The following is a 17,073-nucleotide window of genomic DNA, read 5'->3' as shown; positions in this document are numbered from 1 at the left end:
CGGGATGTTTTTTTTATGATAAAACCACTGATTGGTGTAGGGATTATACGGATTCTTTCTTGCCCTTGAGCAGTGCGAATGCCACGGCTCCTTGTGCAGCCTGGAATAGCAGTGGCAGGTAGCTGAACAGGGTGGACGCAAGCACAACGTCGGCAGGAATTCCCAAGAGCCCTGTGTACAAACTAACCTGCACATTTTCGCGGATGCCAACTCCATTGATGGAAATGGGGAGCATCGTAAACGTAACCATGATTGTCGTAAATACGGTAATGACAGCTATGTCTACATCCACGCCCATGGCCTTGAGGTACGCCCAATGAATGACGATAGTTACGACTTGAAGCCAGATGGAGTCTAAGCCGGAAAGGAGGAAAGCCTTCTTGTGGCTACGGTAAATAGAGAAGGCGTCTTGCAACTTTACCAGGAATGGAACCTTGGCTGAAAGTTTTGCCGGAAGCTTGATTTTGTCCGAAAACAGTCCTGCGAAAATGACCAAAACTGCAATCAGGGCGACAACGCTGACGGTTGCAGTGTATGCGGCGGGAATGTCGTACTTTGCTGCCACAAAGGGAAGTGCCACAAAGAAGCTGAGGAACATGGCCAACAGCCCCATGACGCGAGAAATGACAATGGCCGCCACAGAGTTCGCCGTATTTCCGTAACGCTTGCCGAAGGCGATGGTCTTTACTGCATCGCCGCCGAATCCGCTGGGCAGCAGGTTGTTGAAGAAATAGCCGAGGGCGATGTAGCTGTAGAATGTCTTGAAGGAAATCTTCTTGCCTTCGTCTAGGAGCAGGCCCCGCCAGCGGTTTGCCTGAATTGCCATCAGTGCCACGGTAAGGGCGAAAATCAGCAAAAGCCAGGGAAGGGCCGCAGCGGTCCAGTGTGAAAGAGCGTCTCCTAGAGGAACCTTGTAGAAGATGTAGCCGAGACCAAGGGCGGTAACCACCAACTTAATAGCGGTTTTCATCGTCTTTTTTGCGCGGTTGGTCGTGGTCATGTCCCTAATTTAGATTTTTTGCGATTTATGGCTGATGGTTTATTGTATATTTATTGAAAGAAAAACCGGTTACGAGGTTTCCATGAACAAAATTGCAAAACTTTCGGCAAGCCTATTGGGGGCTGCTGCTTTGGCAGCTGTCTTTGGCTGTTCTGACAGTTCCAGTACCTCAGCTGATGAAAAAAATCTGAGCGAGGTTCAGAATCCATCTGAAATCGATGGTGACTTGACCGATGATGCTGAAGTTGTTTTGCCTGGCGCAGCCCCTGTGCAGGTGAATGCAAAGCAGGCTCGTTCCCGCTTGTCTCTATACACAAGAGATGTAGAACATGCCTGGGCTATTGATTCCACCAAGGGCGATACCCTGTCTGTCGCAGTAGATGAAAGTTTTATCGAAAACAGCTTTGCCGTTGAAGCTGACGTGGTTGTGGAAAGCTCCTCGGGCTACATCACCTTGGCTTCTGCAGGCGTCGATGGCAATCAGGATGCCTGGGCGCTCCGCGTCGAAAACGGCAAGCCTTTCTTTGCCTGGCGCGACGCCTCTACGGCGGGTGACTGGTATAAGCTGGAAACAGATGAAGTTTTGAAGTTGAATGAACTGGTGACGGTTCGCGCCGAACGCGTAGACTCTCTGACGGTTCTGTACATCGACGGCCAAATTGTTGCTGCAGTTATTTCTAGCAGTGAAATCAAGTCTCTGGAAGGTAGCTTTACCATCGGCTTTGATCCTACTGCCGTGACTGAAAATACTCCGGGCCGCGTCATGTTTGTTCGCTTTGAAAAGGTCCGCGAAGTCGAGATCGTTGAGACGCCTTCTGAAATCGAAGAAGAATTGCCTCCTTTGGTTCAGGCTCCGATTACCGAGGAAGGCTCTGCAGAAGAACCCGCTGTAACCACTTGGATTGCCACGTGGGAATTTAATGACGCAACTTCTGTAGGCAAGGACTTTACCGGCAACGACCACACGGCTCTTGCAGGTACGGGCTCTGTCACTGTGAGCGATGACGTTGCTCACTTTGATGGAAAGTCTGGTTTGACCGTAAAGCTTTCTGACGATTTGAAGATTAATTCCTTTGTTATCGAAGCCCGCGTAAAGCCTACCAAGTTCGCCACCATGCAGAATATCATTGTGGCCGAGCCTCCTGGACGCGGCGTTGATGGATGGATGCTTCGCGTTGACGAAGGTACTCTTCGCGTTCACATGCGAGACGCTGCTACCAATGGCGATGATTGGAAGATCTTTTCAGGAAAGGATCTGATCCTCAATGAATGGAACGAGATTCGCTTTGAACGCCTGGGCGACAGCCTTAAGCTGTTCCAGAATGGCGAGTTGACTGTTGCTTCTGTCTACAAGGGCGACGTGACCCAGATGCGTTACGACTGGGGCATCGGCTATGACGCCATGCAGCAGGCTTACAACACCCGTTATTTCGATGGCGATATCGACTATATCCGTTTTGGTACTACGGACAAGCTGAGCGGTGGTTCTGTTGCAGAAACCTCGCCCTATGTTCTGCTGGCTGATTGGGAATACAATGATCCTGCATTCCCGGGCCTGGACAAGATGGGCAACAATTCCTTTAAGTACCTTTCTGCAAGCGACATTGAAGATGGTTCCTTTGCCTTGAACGGCAGCAACGGCATGCCGGTGTACTTGACCAGCACCTTTAAGCGTAATGAATTTGTGGTGGATGCCCGCGTTAAGCCTACGGCATACGGCACGATTCAGAACATTATTGTGGCTGAGCCTCCTGGACGTTTCGGTGACGGCTGGATGGTTCGTGTAGATGACGGTGTCCTTCGTGTGCATCTCCGTGATGAAGATTTCCATGGTACCCAATGGCAGGTCTTTGCTGGTGAAGCCTTGTCGTTGAACGAATGGACTGAAATCCGTGTGATTCGCTCCAAAGGTAAGATTCAGGTTTACCAGAATGGTAAGCAGACTGTCGATGCATCTTGCGGTGGTGATGTTGGCCAGCTGGGCTACGGCCTCGGTATTGGTTATGATGCCATGAACCAGGCATATCATGATCGCAACTTTGTGGGCTACATTGATTACATCCGCTATTACGGAATCCGCAAATAAGCATTTGTGAAAATGTATATTTAGGCGAAGCCCTTGGGGCTTCGCTTTTTGCTTAAGAGGTTTTTGATGAATGTTGATGTAGGTATTATCAATTATAACGGTGGCGAGGAACTCACCGCTTGTGTCCGCAGTCTTTTGATGCAGACGACGGCTGTGCGTGTTTTCGTGCTGGATAACGCCTCCAAGGATGATTCTATCGAGATTCTTAAGAAGAGTGGTCTTCAATGTAAGGTTGTCAAGAGCGATAAGAACCTGGGTTATGCTGGCGCCTGCAATAAGCTGATGGAGAACATGGATGCTGACATCCAGGTCCTTTGTAACATGGACTTGGAATTCCATCCTAGCTGGGCCGAGAACTTGTTGGCCTGCTTTGCTCGACATCCTGATGCAGGTTCTGTGGCTAGCCTTGTGATGGAAAAGAGCGGTGTGGTCAACGCTGTCGGCGTGCTGCTGGGCAAGGATCTTTTTGCAAAGAACGAGGCCAGTGGTCAGGATATTTCTGAAGCGGATGCCCGCGAAAAGGACGTCTTTGGATGTTACGGCGCTGTTATGAGTTTCCGCAAGGAAGCCGCAGCCGCAGCAGGAAAGATGGACGCAAGTTTCTTCTTGTTCTTTGAAGAAACCGAATGGTACTTCCGTCACAACCTGGCCGGCTACAAGACGGTTTTCTGCCCGGAGGCCAAGGTGTTCCATGAACGCTCCATGACCACGGTGCGCTATTCTCCTCTAAAGCTTTTCTACTCAGAACGCAATCGACTCCGTGGTGCCATTCGCTTACTTCCTATGACGGAAGTTTTCAAGCTTCCGTTCCGGGCTTTTGTTCGATACCTTGCCATGGCCAAGGGCGTTCCCGGCCAGTCTGGCGATGGCAAGAAACTGTCCAAGGTTGCGATCTGTCAGGCTCTTGCCAAGGCATGGATGCAGGCAATTTTCATGCTTCCTAGGGAATTGAAAATTCGCAAACAGTACCGAAAGAAATTTGGCAATGTCAATGCTAAAGTTTGTAAGTTGTTGACTGATTATGCTTTAAAAGAATGATCGTTTTTTGGATGTCTCGCAAGCTCCTTTTAAAAGTTAGAAGGTCTTCCTAAGAGGGAAGGCCATTTTTTATATTAGGCATATGGCTTTTGTTCACTTACAGACTCATTCCGAATTCTCTGTTTTGCAGGCTTCTGCCCGTCTAGATGATATTTTAGCAGCTGCAGCTGAAAATGAATGTCCTGCAATCGCCCTGACAGACCATGGCGCCATGTTTGGCATTTTGGAATTCCAGACCCGTTGCCAGGGCCTGAACAAGAAACGTAAGGAGAAGGGGCTTCCTCCCATTAAGTCTGTATATGGATGCCACATCTATGTGGATACCTCCAGCGCGTCCAATAAGGACCCCATGACCTTTGAACGTCTGACTTTGCTGGTGGAAAACGAAAAGGGCTATTACAACCTGCTTCGTATTGTAAGTTACCGCTACGAAGATGGGGATCGCTGGGCTGAAATTCCTTCAGTTCCCCTGGAACGTGTGGCTGAATTCAAGGAAGGCATCATTGCCATTGCAGGCGATTTCTTCAGTAAGTATGGTCAGAGCGTTGCTGCAGGGCGTAATTCTGTTGCCCGCGAGTACATAGAACAACTGGACAAGATTTTTGACCACGACCATCTGTACTTCTCCGTCTGTGATAATGGATTCCCTCCCCAAAAGCTGGTAAACCAGTTTACGGTTCAGCTGGCTAACGAGCTGGGCCGTGAAATTGTGGCTACAGCGGATGTTCATTACATCAAGAAGTCCGACGCTCAGTCCCATAAGATCCTTCGTTGCATCGCTATTAAGGAAACCTTGAATAATTTCACGGACAAGCGTTTCCCTACGGATCAGTTCTACTTTAGAACCGAAGCGGAAATGCGGGAACTGTTTGGCCATATTCCTGGAGCCATCGAAAATACCGTAAAGATTGCCGAACGTTGTAGCTATACCGTCAAGACGGGTATCGGCGATGAATTCTGGCCGCGATTCAAGATTCCTGATGAATTCCTTGCTGGTGAGGAATACCAGAGTATTAAGGCTATCATGAAGGCGGAATACGAGGCTGAATATCCCGTAGTCCGTGAACGTGAATTGCCTGGCGTCATCAAGGATAAAAAGAAGAAAGTCCAGGAACAGTACTGCGCTGAAAAGGCTATTGAACCAGACGCTCTGACTGATGACGATAAAAAAGAAATTGATCGCTTATCTCAGCCTGAATTCTTTACGGAAGATGATCAGAAGGCTTGGAACAAGGCGGTCCATCGTTGGTGCAAACCGGGCTCTGATTCGGATATATACATTATCCATCTTTGCAACGACTTCTTGAAGTGGCGCTTCCCCGAAGAGAACTTTAAGTTCCCGGAGCATGAGACCGATGTGGGCAAGCGCATGTACAAGGAACTGAACTGTATCCGTAACATGAACGTGGCCGGTTACCTGCTCATTGTGTGGGACTTCATTAACTGGGCACGTAACAATGGTATTCCTGTGGGCCCGGGACGTGGTTCCGCTGCCGGTTCTCTTGTTACCTACATTATCGGTATTACGGACATTGACCCCCTTAAGTTTGACTTGCTCTTCGAACGATTCTTGAATCCCGAACGTGTGTCCATGCCTGATATCGATACGGACTTTGCGGATAGAGACCGCGGCCGTGTGATTGACTATGTGACCCAGAAGTACGGTAAGGAATGCGTAGGCCAGATTATTACCTACGGTATGCTCAAGTCTAAGGCTGTGATTACCGACGTTGCCCGTGTGCTTGGCCTGCCTCCTCAGGAAGCCAAGATGATTACCAAGCTGTTCCCTCAGCGTACGCTAAACTTCAGCTTGAAGCAGGCCTGGACCGGTAAGGACAAGAAGGGAAACAACCTTGAAGATGGCTATAGCCCTGAACCTTTGCAGGCAATGATTGCAAGTAGGGCTTCCTACCAGAACCTGTGGGATGTGGCCCTTACCTTGGAAGATCTGCCCCGCCAGACAGGCGTGCATGCCTGCGGTGTGGTGATTACCCCGACGCCCATTTACAACCTGGCTCCTCTTTATCGTGCCGCTCCGGAAGATACACCGGTGGTGATGTACGATAAGCACTATGCAGAAGACATTGGCCTTCTGAAGATGGACTTCCTTGGGCTCATCAACTTGTCCATCATTCAGGACACGGTGAACATGGTAAAAAAGAACCGTGGCATCGAAGTGGACATGAGCCATATTCCCCTAGATGACAAGGAAACCTTCGGCTTGCTCAGTAAGGGCATGACCACCACGGTGTTCCAGTTTGAATCTCCGGGTATGCAGAAGTACCTTCGCGACCTGAAGCCGAACCGAATTGGCGACTTGATCGCTATGAACGCCCTGTACCGCCCTGGTCCTATTGACCAGATTCCTCACTTTATTGCCCGTAAGCAGGGTAAGGAAGAAATTGACTGCTACCATCCGGATTTGGAAGAGGTTCTTGGCGAAACATACGGTGTGATTGTGTACCAGGAACAGGTGATGAAACTTGCCCAGATCTTGGGTGGCTATTCCCTGGGTGGTGCTGATAACATCCGCCGTATCATGGCAAAGAAGATGCCGGAAAAGATGGAAAAGCTTACTCCGGAATTCTTTGCCAAGTGCGAAGCCCGTGGATATGATCATGCGGTGATCCAGAAGGTTTGGGATGCTGTGCTGCCCTTCTGCGGATACGCATTTAACAAGAGCCATGCAGCAGCTTATGCCTATGTGGCCTACCAAACGGCTTATTTGAAGACTCATTACGGCCCTGAATACATGGCCGCATCCATGACTTCCAAGATGGGTAAGACCGAGGATATCGTTACGATTATCCTTGAATGCAAACGCCTTGATATTGAAGTGGTTTCTCCAAATATTAACGCATCCTACGGTGAATTCGTTGCTAACGAAAAGGGACAGATTCTCTTTGGCATGGCAGGTATCAGAAACGTTGGCTTGGCCGCTGTAGAAGATATTGTGGCTGAACGTGAACGTCGTGGCCGCTATACCGATATCTTCAGTTTCTGCAAGCGTGTGGCTGAATACCAGAGCGAACAAAAGGAAAAACGCCCGCCTATGAACAAGCGCTTGCTTGAAAGCTTAATCATGGCTGGCGCTATGGATGAATTCCCGGGAAGCCGCGCAGTCTTGATGGCTACAGTAGACCGTGCCATGGAAGTGGCTGCCCGCTGCCAGGAAGATCGTGACCGTGGTCAGATTTCCCTGTTCGACATGGGTGGTGACGCGCCTTCTATGGACTCTTCCGCAGAGGTTCTTGAAGAAGCCGAAGAATGGACTGCTATGGAAATGCTGAACAAGGAACGTGATATCCTTGGCCTTTTCCTGTCAGGTCACCCCTTGGATGAATTCCGCCCGGAACTTCAGGGCTTTACCAAGTGTACCTTGGCCGAAGAAGAACTGGAACGAAAAATGGGCAGTTCGCTGATTGTTGGCGGCGTGGTAACAAGTCTCAAATCCTTTGAAACCAAGCGTGGTGAAACACTGGGTGTTGGTGTCATTCAGGACTTCCATGGAGAAATTGAAATATTCTTCAAGAAGGATGAATGGGAAAAGTTCCGCGACTCTGTGGCCTTGGATGACCGCGTGCTGGTGAAGGGTGAGCTGGGTCGTTCTCGTGGAACTGACAAGCCTCAGATTACGGTGGAAGATGTTGTGCAGCTGGACCGCGTTCGCGCCTCCATGGTAAAGTATGTTCATGCCACCATATCTTCTTCGTCTCTCAACGATCAGTTCTTGGAAAAGCTCAACGACATTATGGACCAGTTCGCTCCCTTCAGTGAAGAGGAACATAGCTGCGAACTTGTTGTCCATGTGGAAACCCAGTCCGGCTATGTCCATGTTTTGAATCTGAGATCCAAGAAGGTTGTTTATGAACCGCAGCTTCTTCAGACACTCCGTAAGGACCTTGGCATAATGAAGATGTGGGTCTCTAGCCTTGCCAAGCGATAAACCTTACATTCTTTTTTGTGCGGGGGAGGATTCCGGGGATTGCATAGGGCAAACCCTGGTTTGGGAGTGCGTCAAGATTTTGCCCCAGGTAGAAATCCTTGGCGCAGGCGGAATCCGTATGCAGTCGGCAGGATTGAAGCCTGTCGTGGATTTTGAAGTCCTTCCGGTATCCGGATTTGGAGATGTCCTTCCTCGATATTTCAAGCTTAGGCGCTGCTATAACGCTTTGAAAAGTGCTTTGAAATCCCCACGTTGTCTGGGCCTTGTTGCCATAGACTATCCGGGCTTTAATATGAAGCTGGTTTCCCTGGCCTCGAAATTAGGAAAGCCGGCTCTCTATGTGGCGCCTCCTCAGGTTTGGGCGTGGAAGTCAAAACGGGCCAGAACTTTGTCCCGTTTGTCCAAAGTGGATTTGGCTGTATTTTTTGATTTTGAAAAATCGGTTTACGAAAATGCCGGCTGCCATGTGGTGACTGTAGAACATCCCTTTGTAGAAAATTCTCTTGGCGAAGATTTAGAATTCAATCAATCTTCTGTGCCAAAGGAACTGCTGCTTTTGCCTGGAAGCCGAATCCGTCAATGCTTGCGTAATCTTCCGACTTATTTGAAAATTGCGAAAAACGTTGTGGAGCGAGAAGAGGCTAATGTTACAATTCTTGCTGCAAGACAATCCGTTGCAGACGCAATGAATGTGTATTTGCAAAACAGGGTTTGCCCGGATTTGCGTTCTAAGGTTAAGGTTGTTGTGTCTCCTCAGAACGGAGAGGATCGCCTGCGGCTTTATCGTAAGGCGTTCGCTGCTATTTCTGCTCCTGGAACAGCGACTTTGGAACTTGCCTTGGCTGGATGTCCAACGGTTGTTTGTACAAAACCGGATTTTTTGACTTACCACTTGGTAAAACGTTCTGTAAGGACCAGGTTTTTTGCCTTGCCCAATATTATACTTGACGAAAAAGTTTTCCCGGAGTTCCTGCAGTTGGATTTTTCCGATGAAGACTGCCGGAATATAGCAAGAGAATTTGTCAACGAAAAATGCCAATTCCCTGCGGAGGAATTGGCAAAGCGGTTGTCTTCGGGAATGAAGTCCTCAGAACTAATGTCTGAATTTCTTGCTCAGTTCGTCTAGAGTCAAGCGTAGCAGCGTTGGCTGACCGTAAGGAGATTTCAGCGGATCTTCCGTAATCATCAGCTGGTTTACCAAGGTTGCCATTTCTTCGGGCTTGAGCTTGTCTCCGGCCTGGTAGGCGTTGGTCTTTGCCCAGGCCTTTGCGATTACGTCTTGAACTTTCACCATGTCTCCGCTACCGTCGTTGCGGTCGCCGATACTCTCCAGAAAATCCTTTACCGCCTTGATGGCTCGGGAAAGGGGGAGGGCGCTGGGTATGGCTCGAATCTGGTAGGTATCGCCACCGAAAGGCTCGATGTAAAATCCTAGACGCTGGAACTGGTCCTCTACGGATTTCAATACTTCGATTTCCAGCTTGGAAAGTTCCATCAATTCGGGGAAAAGCAGTTCTTGGCTTTCGAGGGCGTTTCCGCTTTGAAGAATCTTTAATGCCTGTTCGTAAAGAATGCGGGAATGGGCTGCATGCTGATCGATGACAAGCAAGCCGTTGACGTCTTCGCCGGCGATGTAGGTATTGGCAATCTGGAAGAACGCCGGCGGGTTCCATAGCGGATCCTGTACGGGCTGGTTGTGCTGTTCCCCTTCAAGAGATATAATCTTGCCAGCCTCAGGTTGGCTGAACAAGTCCTGGGCAACGTCATTATCGTAATGATTTTTCGCCCTGTTGGGCTTTGCCTGGGGAGTCCAGCTGGACATACTCGGGGCTCCGCCGTTCCATTCTTGTCCTAAATCCGTAATGGGAGCAGAAGGTTGAGCAAAATCAGAAAAAACAGGAGCTTCCCTTTTTTCTGTATCATAACTTTTGCTTAAATCCGTATCATGGATTTGGGCGGATTTCATCCAAGCCGGGATTTCTTCAGCAGTGCTTTGCTGTTCCTCGCCCAGGTCGATAATGGGAGAGTGGGCTTCCAGATCCTTCTTGAAAGTATCTCGAATGGCGTGGAGAACCACCAGGAAAACCAGGTTCTGGTTGGCGAAACGAACTTCCCTTTTAGCGGGGTGGACGTTTACGTCGAATTCCATGTCTGGCATGTCCAGGAACAAGACAGATACAGGCTTGCATTGGGCACCATAAGGCTCGTAGGATTGTGCCACAGCCTTGCTTATCAGCTTGCTTTCAAAGGGTCGGTTCCTCATGAACAAAAACTGATGGTTTCGTTTTCCGTTGGTTTCTGTAGTGGGGGAGACGAACCCGGTTACGTGAATGCCTGCCTCGGTATAATCTACGGGCAGCAAGGCTTTTGCGATTTTAGAACCGATGGCCTCTGCAATACGGCTGCGTAATTCGCCGGGAACCCCTGTAAATACGGTTTTGTCTCCGACCTTGTAGTCAAATCGAATTTCGGGGTGGGCGATGGCTGTTTTTAAGACTACGTCAAAAACTCGTGTGCTTTCGGCGGTTTCGCTGCTCAGGAATGTGCGTCGAACAGGAGTGTTGAAAAACAGGTCTTCAACAAGGAAGGTGGTTCCGCGGCTGGCTTGAACGTCTTCCTTTTCGACTACGTTTCCGCCGCTTAAGATGATTCGCCCGCTTTCGCCGTCGTCGGTGGCGCTTGTGATGGTGAGCTTGGATACCGCGGCTATGGATGCAACGGCTTCGCCGCGAAAACCGTTTGTATGCAGATGGAAAAGATCGTCTGCATTGAAAAGCTTGGAGGTGGTGTGCCTAAGGTAGCATAGATCCAAATCGGCGGCGCTCATTCCCTTGCCGTTATCCGTTACCTGTATCTTCTTTTTTCCACCTTGTTCTATGGAAACCTGAATGCGCGTGGCGCCAGCATCAATGGCATTTTCTACCAGTTCCTTGACCGCAGATGCCGGTCGCTCAATAACTTCGCCAGCTGCGATTTTATTGATGATTTCGTCAGATAGAAAATGGATTTCAGCGGATTTCATATGCAAAATATAGACATTTATTCTTTTTATAATTTATTTTTTGCTAAATTATGGTCGTTGGTTTTTTCCCGAGGGTTGTTGGGAAATCGCTTTTGTGAGGTGAATTGTGCTTTCAAATCTGTTCCTTCAGCTTACCCATATTGAGCTGCTCATTTCCTATCCTGTTAAGGATGTCTTGAGTCTGGTCAAGCGAGATTCTCGCATTAACGTCAAAATGCTGAATGATATTTATTTCGAAGATTCTTTCGTTGACGAAAGTACCCATCGCTTGATCATGAACAATGTGGTGGCTTGGCTTTATGAACGTGGCGAAAGCCCCGATGCCTTCATGCAGCGAATTATTGATCGTTGTGCAACCTTCGAAGCCGTACCCGCTCGCAGTGTTCTCCGTTCTTATCTCCCTTACGTTTCCCAGTTCTATGCAACCAAGGACGTTCGTCAGCTTTGCTTGGATATTATTCCCAAGCGTTATCCTCTTCTGACGAATGCTAATTTCCTTCGTCGTGAAGTTGTGGATGGAAACCGTCAGGAATTCTTCACCTTCCGTTTTGATACTCCGGGTGGACTTGTTGTGAACCCCATGCGTTGGTTCATCGGCTTGGTCCAGATCGGTCCCATTCTTCTGAGCACTTCTCCCTATGAGTGTGTAGAATTCAAGGCCACCCAGACCTCTCTGGTCGAAGCGCTTGAAGGCCGTGCTACTGCAGAAATGCGAGATGATGGTCATGTCTATGTAAATGGCCGCAAGGTCGGTAAGTACATGACCTTTGGCGACTGCCTGTCCGAGTTCGGTCTCAAGTGGGAATTTGAAGCAGAAACCAAGATGGCCTGCGTCAAGGCCCTTGAAGACGTTGTTGAAGAAAAGACTGGCTCCGTTCTCATTCACAAGGGTTGCTACTATGGTGCACCGGCATCTATAGTCTATTTCGACTACAAGGCCGACGTTGTTGCACCGGAGCCTTTTAACAAACTAATGAGTGCTGTGGTCAAGCAGGAATTTGATGCTTGGCAGCCCATTCAGAAGGCTCAGGAACAGCTTCTTGAAGCCATGAACGATTCTGTGACGATTGTTTACTACAAGAGTGATGACTCTGTTTCTGTGAACAATAAGCACCTGATGCGTAATGTTCCGGCTCGCATTCTTCGTAATCTTCTTCGCGAATACACTGCTACAGGCCGTGAAGAATATGAAAACAGAGAATTCAAGCGAGATCCGTCCATTTGCATGGATCCGCTTCGTCCCAACTTCGAAAGCCGCTTGAATCGTGTTATTGCCCATATCAATGGCTCCGATGACCCCAACAAGCCTACAGAAGGTGTCAAGAAGTTCTTCGAAATCGAACGTCACCGCCGTGGTGGTTTCCGTTTTGTTCCGAAGTGCAAGATTATCTTCCGCGAAGAGTAATCTCTTTAGACAAAAGCATGATTTTCAGAAAAAAAGGCAGCATTCTAAGTGAATGTTGCTTTTTTTGTTGAAAATTACCGTTTTTTGAATTTTTCGGTCAATTAAATGTAAGATAAATGGTAGTTCTTCTTTAAAAAATGAAGGATATATTTAGACTCGTGAACGGAAGAAGGGTAATCCTCAAACGACTTTATCATTGCTCCCCTCCTGATAAGTTCTAGGATCCAGACGCCGCTCATATTTTCTCCTTCTTAGGAACGGGTTCTCCTTGAGAACCCGTTCTTTTTTGTGGGAAATTGCGGGGTTGGGACGCAAAAAAGCCTCGGTTTTACCCGAGGCTTGTTGAATTTCTGGTGTGCGCGACCTTCGACCGCGCCAATGGCTCCCGAAAACTAGCGTTTTCAAAAAAGCATTTGGCTCACCCTTCGGATGAGCCATGGCTCCCGAAAACTAGCGTTTTCTTGCAGCCATTTCCTTCTTCAGGATATCCATGACAGGGCCGATTTCGGCGGGAGCCTTGAAGATGGGGTTAGCGTACTTGCTCTGGATGCCTTCAAGCTTCTGTTCGTGGTAGCCCACCTTGAATTCGGTGAACTTCAGGCCATGAGCGGTGCTGATGACGACAACGTCTTCGTCCTTGTCGATCTTGCCAGCTGCAACCAACTTTTCGAGGCCGCCCAGGGCCACACCAGTGTGGGGGCAGCAGTAGAGACCGATGCGGTCGCCGCGGTGTGCTGCATTTGCCAGTTCTTCTTCGGTAACGCTCACTACCATGCCGCCAGTCTTCTGGATGGCACGTACTGCCTTGGGGTAGCTGACGGGGTTACCGATCTGGATGGCAGAAGCGAGAGTCTTCTTTGCCTGCATGGGAACCAGCTGGTCGAAACCGCGTTCGTAAGCCTGGTAGAAGGGGTTGGCGTTTTCAGCCTGAGCCACGATAATGCGAGGAATGCGGTCGATGAGGCCCATGGCCTTGCAGTCTTCGAAACCCTTGGCCAGAGCAGAAACGTTACCCAGGTTGCCGCCCGGAATAATCACGGTGTCGGGAACCTTCCAGCCAAGTTCCTGGCAGATTTCCGGAGAAATGGTCTTCTGACCTTCCACGCGGAGGCTGTTCATGGAGTTGGCGAGGTAAATGCGATTGTCCTTAGTGACTTCCTGAACGATCTTCATGCAACCGTCGAAGTCGGTGTCAAGAGCGAGAACGATGCTGCCGTTGGAGATGGGCTGAATCAGCTGAGCGACGCTGGTCTTGCCTGCGGGCAGGAATACGATAGACGGGATGCCAGCCTTGGCGCAGTATGCGGAAAGTGCTGCGGAAGTGTCGCCGGTAGAAGCGCAAGCAACGGCGTCGATCGGGTGAATGTTCTTCTTGATGATGTGGTTTACCTGGCTGACAAGAACTGTCATGCCGAGATCCTTGAAGGAACCGGTATGGGAGTTGCCGCAAAGCTTTACCTTGAGGCTCTTGATGCCCAGTTCCTTGGCTATGGGGGCTGCGTCAAACAGGGGGCTCCAGCCTTCGCGCATGGTCACGATGTCTTCCACCGGCATGTCCGGGAGAACCATTTCGCGCTTGCTCCAGATACCACTCTGGTCAGCGGGTTCAAAGCTCATGCGACGTTCGGCAAACAGCTTCTTCCATTCTTCGGGGCTGCGTTCAGCCAGGGCCTTGCGGTCGTGTTCCACTTCCAGAAGGCTGTTATCTACCTTGGAACGGTAAATGACGTCGGTAACCGGGTAGGTATCGTCGCCGTTGATGTTTCTAAAATGAGCATTGAACTTAGTCATAGTTTCCTCTGATTTTTACGGCTCCAAAAATAGAAAAAGAAATCCCCTTTATAAAGACTTCGTTCATATTTCGGCCATTCAAACTTTCTATATTAAGGTTGAATTTACAGAATAGACTCGGAGATCTGAGTGAAAAAGAAGAATATAGGCTTGTTTTGCTTTTTATGTGTGATGGCGTTGGCTTTGACGTCCTGCCTTTTTGAGTCCGACGAAAACGGCTTGAGTTCCTGGTTGTCTGACCACGGAATGCCTGATAGCTATAAGGCTCAGGTTGTCAATGTTGAGGGAATCAAGGCAAACTCTGTTGAGGCTTTTTTGGATACCGCTCCTAGGTCTGCAGATGTAAGAGCTGCCCTGGGTGCCTATTCCAACGTATCTCATGATCTTGTTCTCGAAATCGACTTTACTGTAGATACCAGTTTTGCCAAAAGCTTAAAGAACGCCGATTCTGCCCAGACGTTCCTGACTCTGTTTTGGCTGAATAGCATTTATAAGAGCAAGTACTTCCCTAAGGATTCCTTGCCTTACGAAGAGGATTTGGACCTTAAGGTTAGTTGGAAGCTGGATTTGAACAGTAGCCGTGGTAAAAAGAAGTTCCTTGACAGCCTGACTTCCATTTCTGATAGTGCCTGGTATGAATCGCTGACCGATTGGGATGATGCTTCAACTGGCGATACAGTCTTGGCAATCTCCTATAGCAGGGGTGATACTGCGTTACGTGTTGACTTGCCCTCCGGCCTTTTGGAGGAACTCCAGAAGATGGAGAAGAATGCTCGTCTTCAGATTAGACTGTCTGCACCCGAGGCTTCACACGTCTATCGCTTCTACGGCGACAATACTATCTATACTCCGGTTCTCTGGGTGTATTCCGATGATTCAACCGGTATCGTAGCTCCGGTGTCCCGTATGGCAAACATCGTTTCTAACCATGAGGAATGCGTGGAATGCCCTGTGCTTCACGGCGGCGTTTACGACTCCTTGGTCGTAGAGATTCCTTCTGAACCGGTGATGAAGGCCCTTCAGGAATTTTATGGAGATGAATTCCCCCTTGCAGACGGTAATGACGTTCGCCAGAATGTGGTACATGCACAGATTACCATGAGCCGTGATGACGCCAATGGTAATTCCGAGTTTGGACATCCTATCCAGGTTGTGGTTGGATCTTTTGTTGATAGCGCCGATGTTGTTGTTCGTCGCATGGAGAACTACCGCTTGAATAAGGAACAGATTCTCGAGGTTGGACATCAGAACCTGGTGTTCCATGATGGTGATTCTTTGACCTTGCAGGTGACCTACGGTGCAAGAGAGTTGCTCAATAAGGCTAGCGATGGTCGTCCCATGAAGTTTATGATGCGCATGGGTTATCCGTTCATGCAGGAAAAGGATACAACCTATACCGACTATAGGACCGATGCTGGCGACACCGTTATCACGTTCCTTAATTATTTCGATTATGCCCGCTATGATTTCTCTTCTATCATGAATGGACAGATGACAATGAAACTCTGGCTGGCTTCCAAGCGGAGGGATGACTAATGAAGAAAATTCTTTGTTTGCTTGGTCTTGCCGCAGGATTGTCCTTTGGCTCCATGATTGGTATGGATGCTTTAGGCGAAGAACATGTCTTGGGTGGTACAGCCTCTGCTGCTGGTCGTGGCTTTGCGGGTAATGCAAAGACTGGAGATGCAGAAGGACTTTCTGTTGTAAACCCGGCAAGACTTGCCTTTGACACAAAGGTCGCCTTTAATTTCAATGCCCTTATTGAAACGGATATTGCCGAGAATAGTGGTAACTCCTACGTTTCCACCAATTTGTCGTTGCCTTCATTCAACCTGTCGTTCCCCATGGGTGACTTTGGTGCCATGGGTGTTTCTCTTTGGCAGCACTACGCTTCCTCTATGAATGAAGAAGTCAAGGATGCCGAGGCATCCATGGATGCAAAGATTGAGTATGTGGGCAGCGTGTACGAAATTGTTCCCACGTATGCAATCCGTTTGCCGTTCCTGCGTTCTTTCTCGTTGGGTGCATCCGCTCATGTGGTCATGGGTAATGCTTCCCGAACCTTGACTCTTGGTCCTAACACGAGCGACGTTGACAGCAGTGATGCCTGGGGTGCCGGTAATCGACTTGTGTCAGATTACGTAGATGGAACTTGGGAAATCGAGGACCATCCGGCCTATTACTCCGTAGCTATGCAGTATCGCGGTAAGCTTGCCTCTTACTTCTTCTCCTTCACGACCGGTTATACCTTGAAGAATGAGCTGGCCTACAATTTCCGCTTTAGTGAGTTGGATACTTTGGCTCCAACAAAGCATACACGAAAGATTGATGTTCCCGCAATGCTTGCCACCGGTATCAATTATCGTTTAGCCAAGCGTCATAACATTATGCTGGATTTGACCTGGCGCGCCTGGGATGACGATGTGGAAAATATGGGTGGCGGCTGGAATATGCCCGAATACACTGAAACCCAGAGCGATTTCATGCTGTCCCTTGGTTACCAGTGCGATGGAAGTCCGTTGTTTTATGACCCGTACCTGAAGCGTATCAACTATCGTGCTGGTGCCTGGTACAGGGAATGGTATGTAAAGGATGTGTTTGAAGTCGGTGGTTCTGTAGGTGCTGGTTTCCCGCTTGGCCGTAAGGGTACAATGATTGACCTTGCGTTCCAGGGCGGAAAGCGCTTTGCCGATGCCAAGGATGAATGGGACGAAACTTTCTTCGCCATTCGTATTGGCTTGACAGGAATTGGAAACTGGGGACAGACCCGCCGATAGGTGTTTAG

The 17,073-nt window shown here is 49.0% G+C and carries 11 protein-coding genes; 7 read left to right on the top strand and 4 right to left on the bottom strand.

Annotated features, from left to right (window positions below; all coding sequences use genetic code 11):
* Window positions 1-43: 43 nt before the first annotated feature.
* Complete coding sequence (locus tag MJZ26_01270; protein MCQ2104399.1) at window positions 44-970, bottom strand: flippase-like domain-containing protein; 927 nt, start codon at window positions 968-970, stop codon at window positions 44-46.
* Window positions 971-1,082: 112 nt separating this feature from the next.
* Between MJZ26_01270 and MJZ26_01265 the strand changes: the two genes are divergently transcribed.
* The 4 genes from MJZ26_01265 to MJZ26_01250 all read left to right on the top strand — a co-directional run bounded on the left by MJZ26_01265 (window position 1,083) and on the right by MJZ26_01250 (window position 9,196).
* Window positions 1,083-3,086, top strand: a complete 2,004-nt coding sequence (locus MJZ26_01265; protein ID MCQ2104398.1) for a LamG domain-containing protein — start codon at window positions 1,083-1,085, stop codon at window positions 3,084-3,086.
* Window positions 3,087-3,152: 66 nt separating this feature from the next.
* Entirely contained in the window at window positions 3,153-4,124 is a 972-nt protein-coding gene (locus tag MJZ26_01260) for a glycosyltransferase family 2 protein (protein ID MCQ2104397.1), read from the top strand.
* A gap of 82 nt (window positions 4,125-4,206) precedes the next feature.
* A complete protein-coding gene (gene dnaE, locus MJZ26_01255; protein MCQ2104396.1) occupies window positions 4,207-8,070 on the top strand; it encodes a DNA polymerase III subunit alpha in 3,864 nt (1,287 codons plus the stop codon).
* Window positions 8,057-9,196 (top strand): lipid-A-disaccharide synthase, encoded by a 1,140-nt coding sequence (locus MJZ26_01250; GenBank protein ID MCQ2104395.1) that lies wholly within the window; start codon window positions 8,057-8,059, stop codon window positions 9,194-9,196. Before dnaE ends, MJZ26_01250 begins: the two co-directional genes overlap by 14 nt.
* On the opposite strand, the gene mutL is transcribed toward MJZ26_01250, so the two are convergent.
* On the bottom strand, window positions 9,164-11,092 hold the full coding sequence (gene mutL, locus MJZ26_01245; protein ID MCQ2104394.1) for a DNA mismatch repair endonuclease MutL: 1,929 nt from the start codon (window positions 11,090-11,092) through the stop codon (window positions 9,164-9,166). The genes MJZ26_01250 and mutL overlap by 33 nt on opposite strands.
* 106 nt (window positions 11,093-11,198) lie before the next feature.
* On the opposite strand from mutL, the gene MJZ26_01240 reads away from it, so the two are divergent.
* Window positions 11,199-12,497, top strand: a complete 1,299-nt coding sequence (locus tag MJZ26_01240; protein ID MCQ2104393.1) for a hypothetical protein — start codon at window positions 11,199-11,201, stop codon at window positions 12,495-12,497.
* Window positions 12,498-12,677: 180 nt separating this feature from the next.
* Here MJZ26_01240 and MJZ26_01235 read toward each other — a convergent pair whose 3' ends face one another.
* Together MJZ26_01235 and thrC are read right to left on the bottom strand one after the other, a co-directional pair.
* On the bottom strand, window positions 12,678-12,935 hold the full coding sequence (locus MJZ26_01235; protein ID MCQ2104392.1) for a hypothetical protein: 258 nt from the start codon (window positions 12,933-12,935) through the stop codon (window positions 12,678-12,680).
* Window positions 12,936-12,947: 12 nt separating this feature from the next.
* A complete protein-coding gene (thrC, locus tag MJZ26_01230) occupies window positions 12,948-14,288 on the bottom strand; it encodes a threonine synthase (GenBank protein MCQ2104391.1) in 1,341 nt (446 codons plus the stop codon).
* Between the two features lie 129 nt (window positions 14,289-14,417).
* On the opposite strand from thrC, the gene MJZ26_01225 reads away from it, so the two are divergent.
* The gene (locus tag MJZ26_01225) at window positions 14,418-15,824 is read left to right on the top strand and encodes a hypothetical protein (protein MCQ2104390.1); all 1,407 of its coding nucleotides are present in this window, start codon (window positions 14,418-14,420) and stop codon (window positions 15,822-15,824) included.
* Entirely contained in the window at window positions 15,824-17,065 is a 1,242-nt protein-coding gene (locus tag MJZ26_01220; GenBank protein MCQ2104389.1) for a hypothetical protein, read from the top strand. Before MJZ26_01225 ends, MJZ26_01220 begins: the two co-directional genes overlap by 1 nt.
* Window positions 17,066-17,073: the final 8 nt, after the last annotated feature.

It is taken from the genome of Fibrobacter sp., from assembly GCA_024398965.1.
In the GTDB taxonomy this organism is placed as follows: domain Bacteria; phylum Fibrobacterota; class Fibrobacteria; order Fibrobacterales; family Fibrobacteraceae; genus Fibrobacter.
The sequence above is the reverse complement of the archived record's forward strand: the minus strand, read 5'-3'. Positions and strand labels throughout refer to the sequence as shown.

Excerpts from the sequence above, each read along its gene's own strand:
- MJZ26_01270 (MCQ2104399.1), bottom strand. The coding sequence starts at position 970 with ATGAAAACCGCTATTAAGTTGGTGGTTACCGCCCTTGGTCTCGGCTAC.
- MJZ26_01265 (MCQ2104398.1), top strand. The coding sequence starts at position 1,083 with ATGAACAAAATTGCAAAACTTTCGGCAAGCCTATTGGGGGCTGCTGCT.
- MJZ26_01260 (MCQ2104397.1), top strand. The coding sequence starts at position 3,153 with ATGAATGTTGATGTAGGTATTATCAATTATAACGGTGGCGAGGAACTC.
- dnaE (MCQ2104396.1), top strand. The coding sequence starts at position 4,207 with ATGGCTTTTGTTCACTTACAGACTCATTCCGAATTCTCTGTTTTGCAG.
- mutL (MCQ2104394.1), bottom strand. The coding sequence starts at position 11,092 with ATGAAATCCGCTGAAATCCATTTTCTATCTGACGAAATCATCAATAAA.
- MJZ26_01235 (MCQ2104392.1), bottom strand. The coding sequence starts at position 12,935 with ATGGCTCATCCGAAGGGTGAGCCAAATGCTTTTTTGAAAACGCTAGTT.
- thrC (MCQ2104391.1), bottom strand. The coding sequence starts at position 14,288 with ATGACTAAGTTCAATGCTCATTTTAGAAACATCAACGGCGACGATACC.
- MJZ26_01220 (MCQ2104389.1), top strand. The coding sequence starts at position 15,824 with ATGAAGAAAATTCTTTGTTTGCTTGGTCTTGCCGCAGGATTGTCCTTT.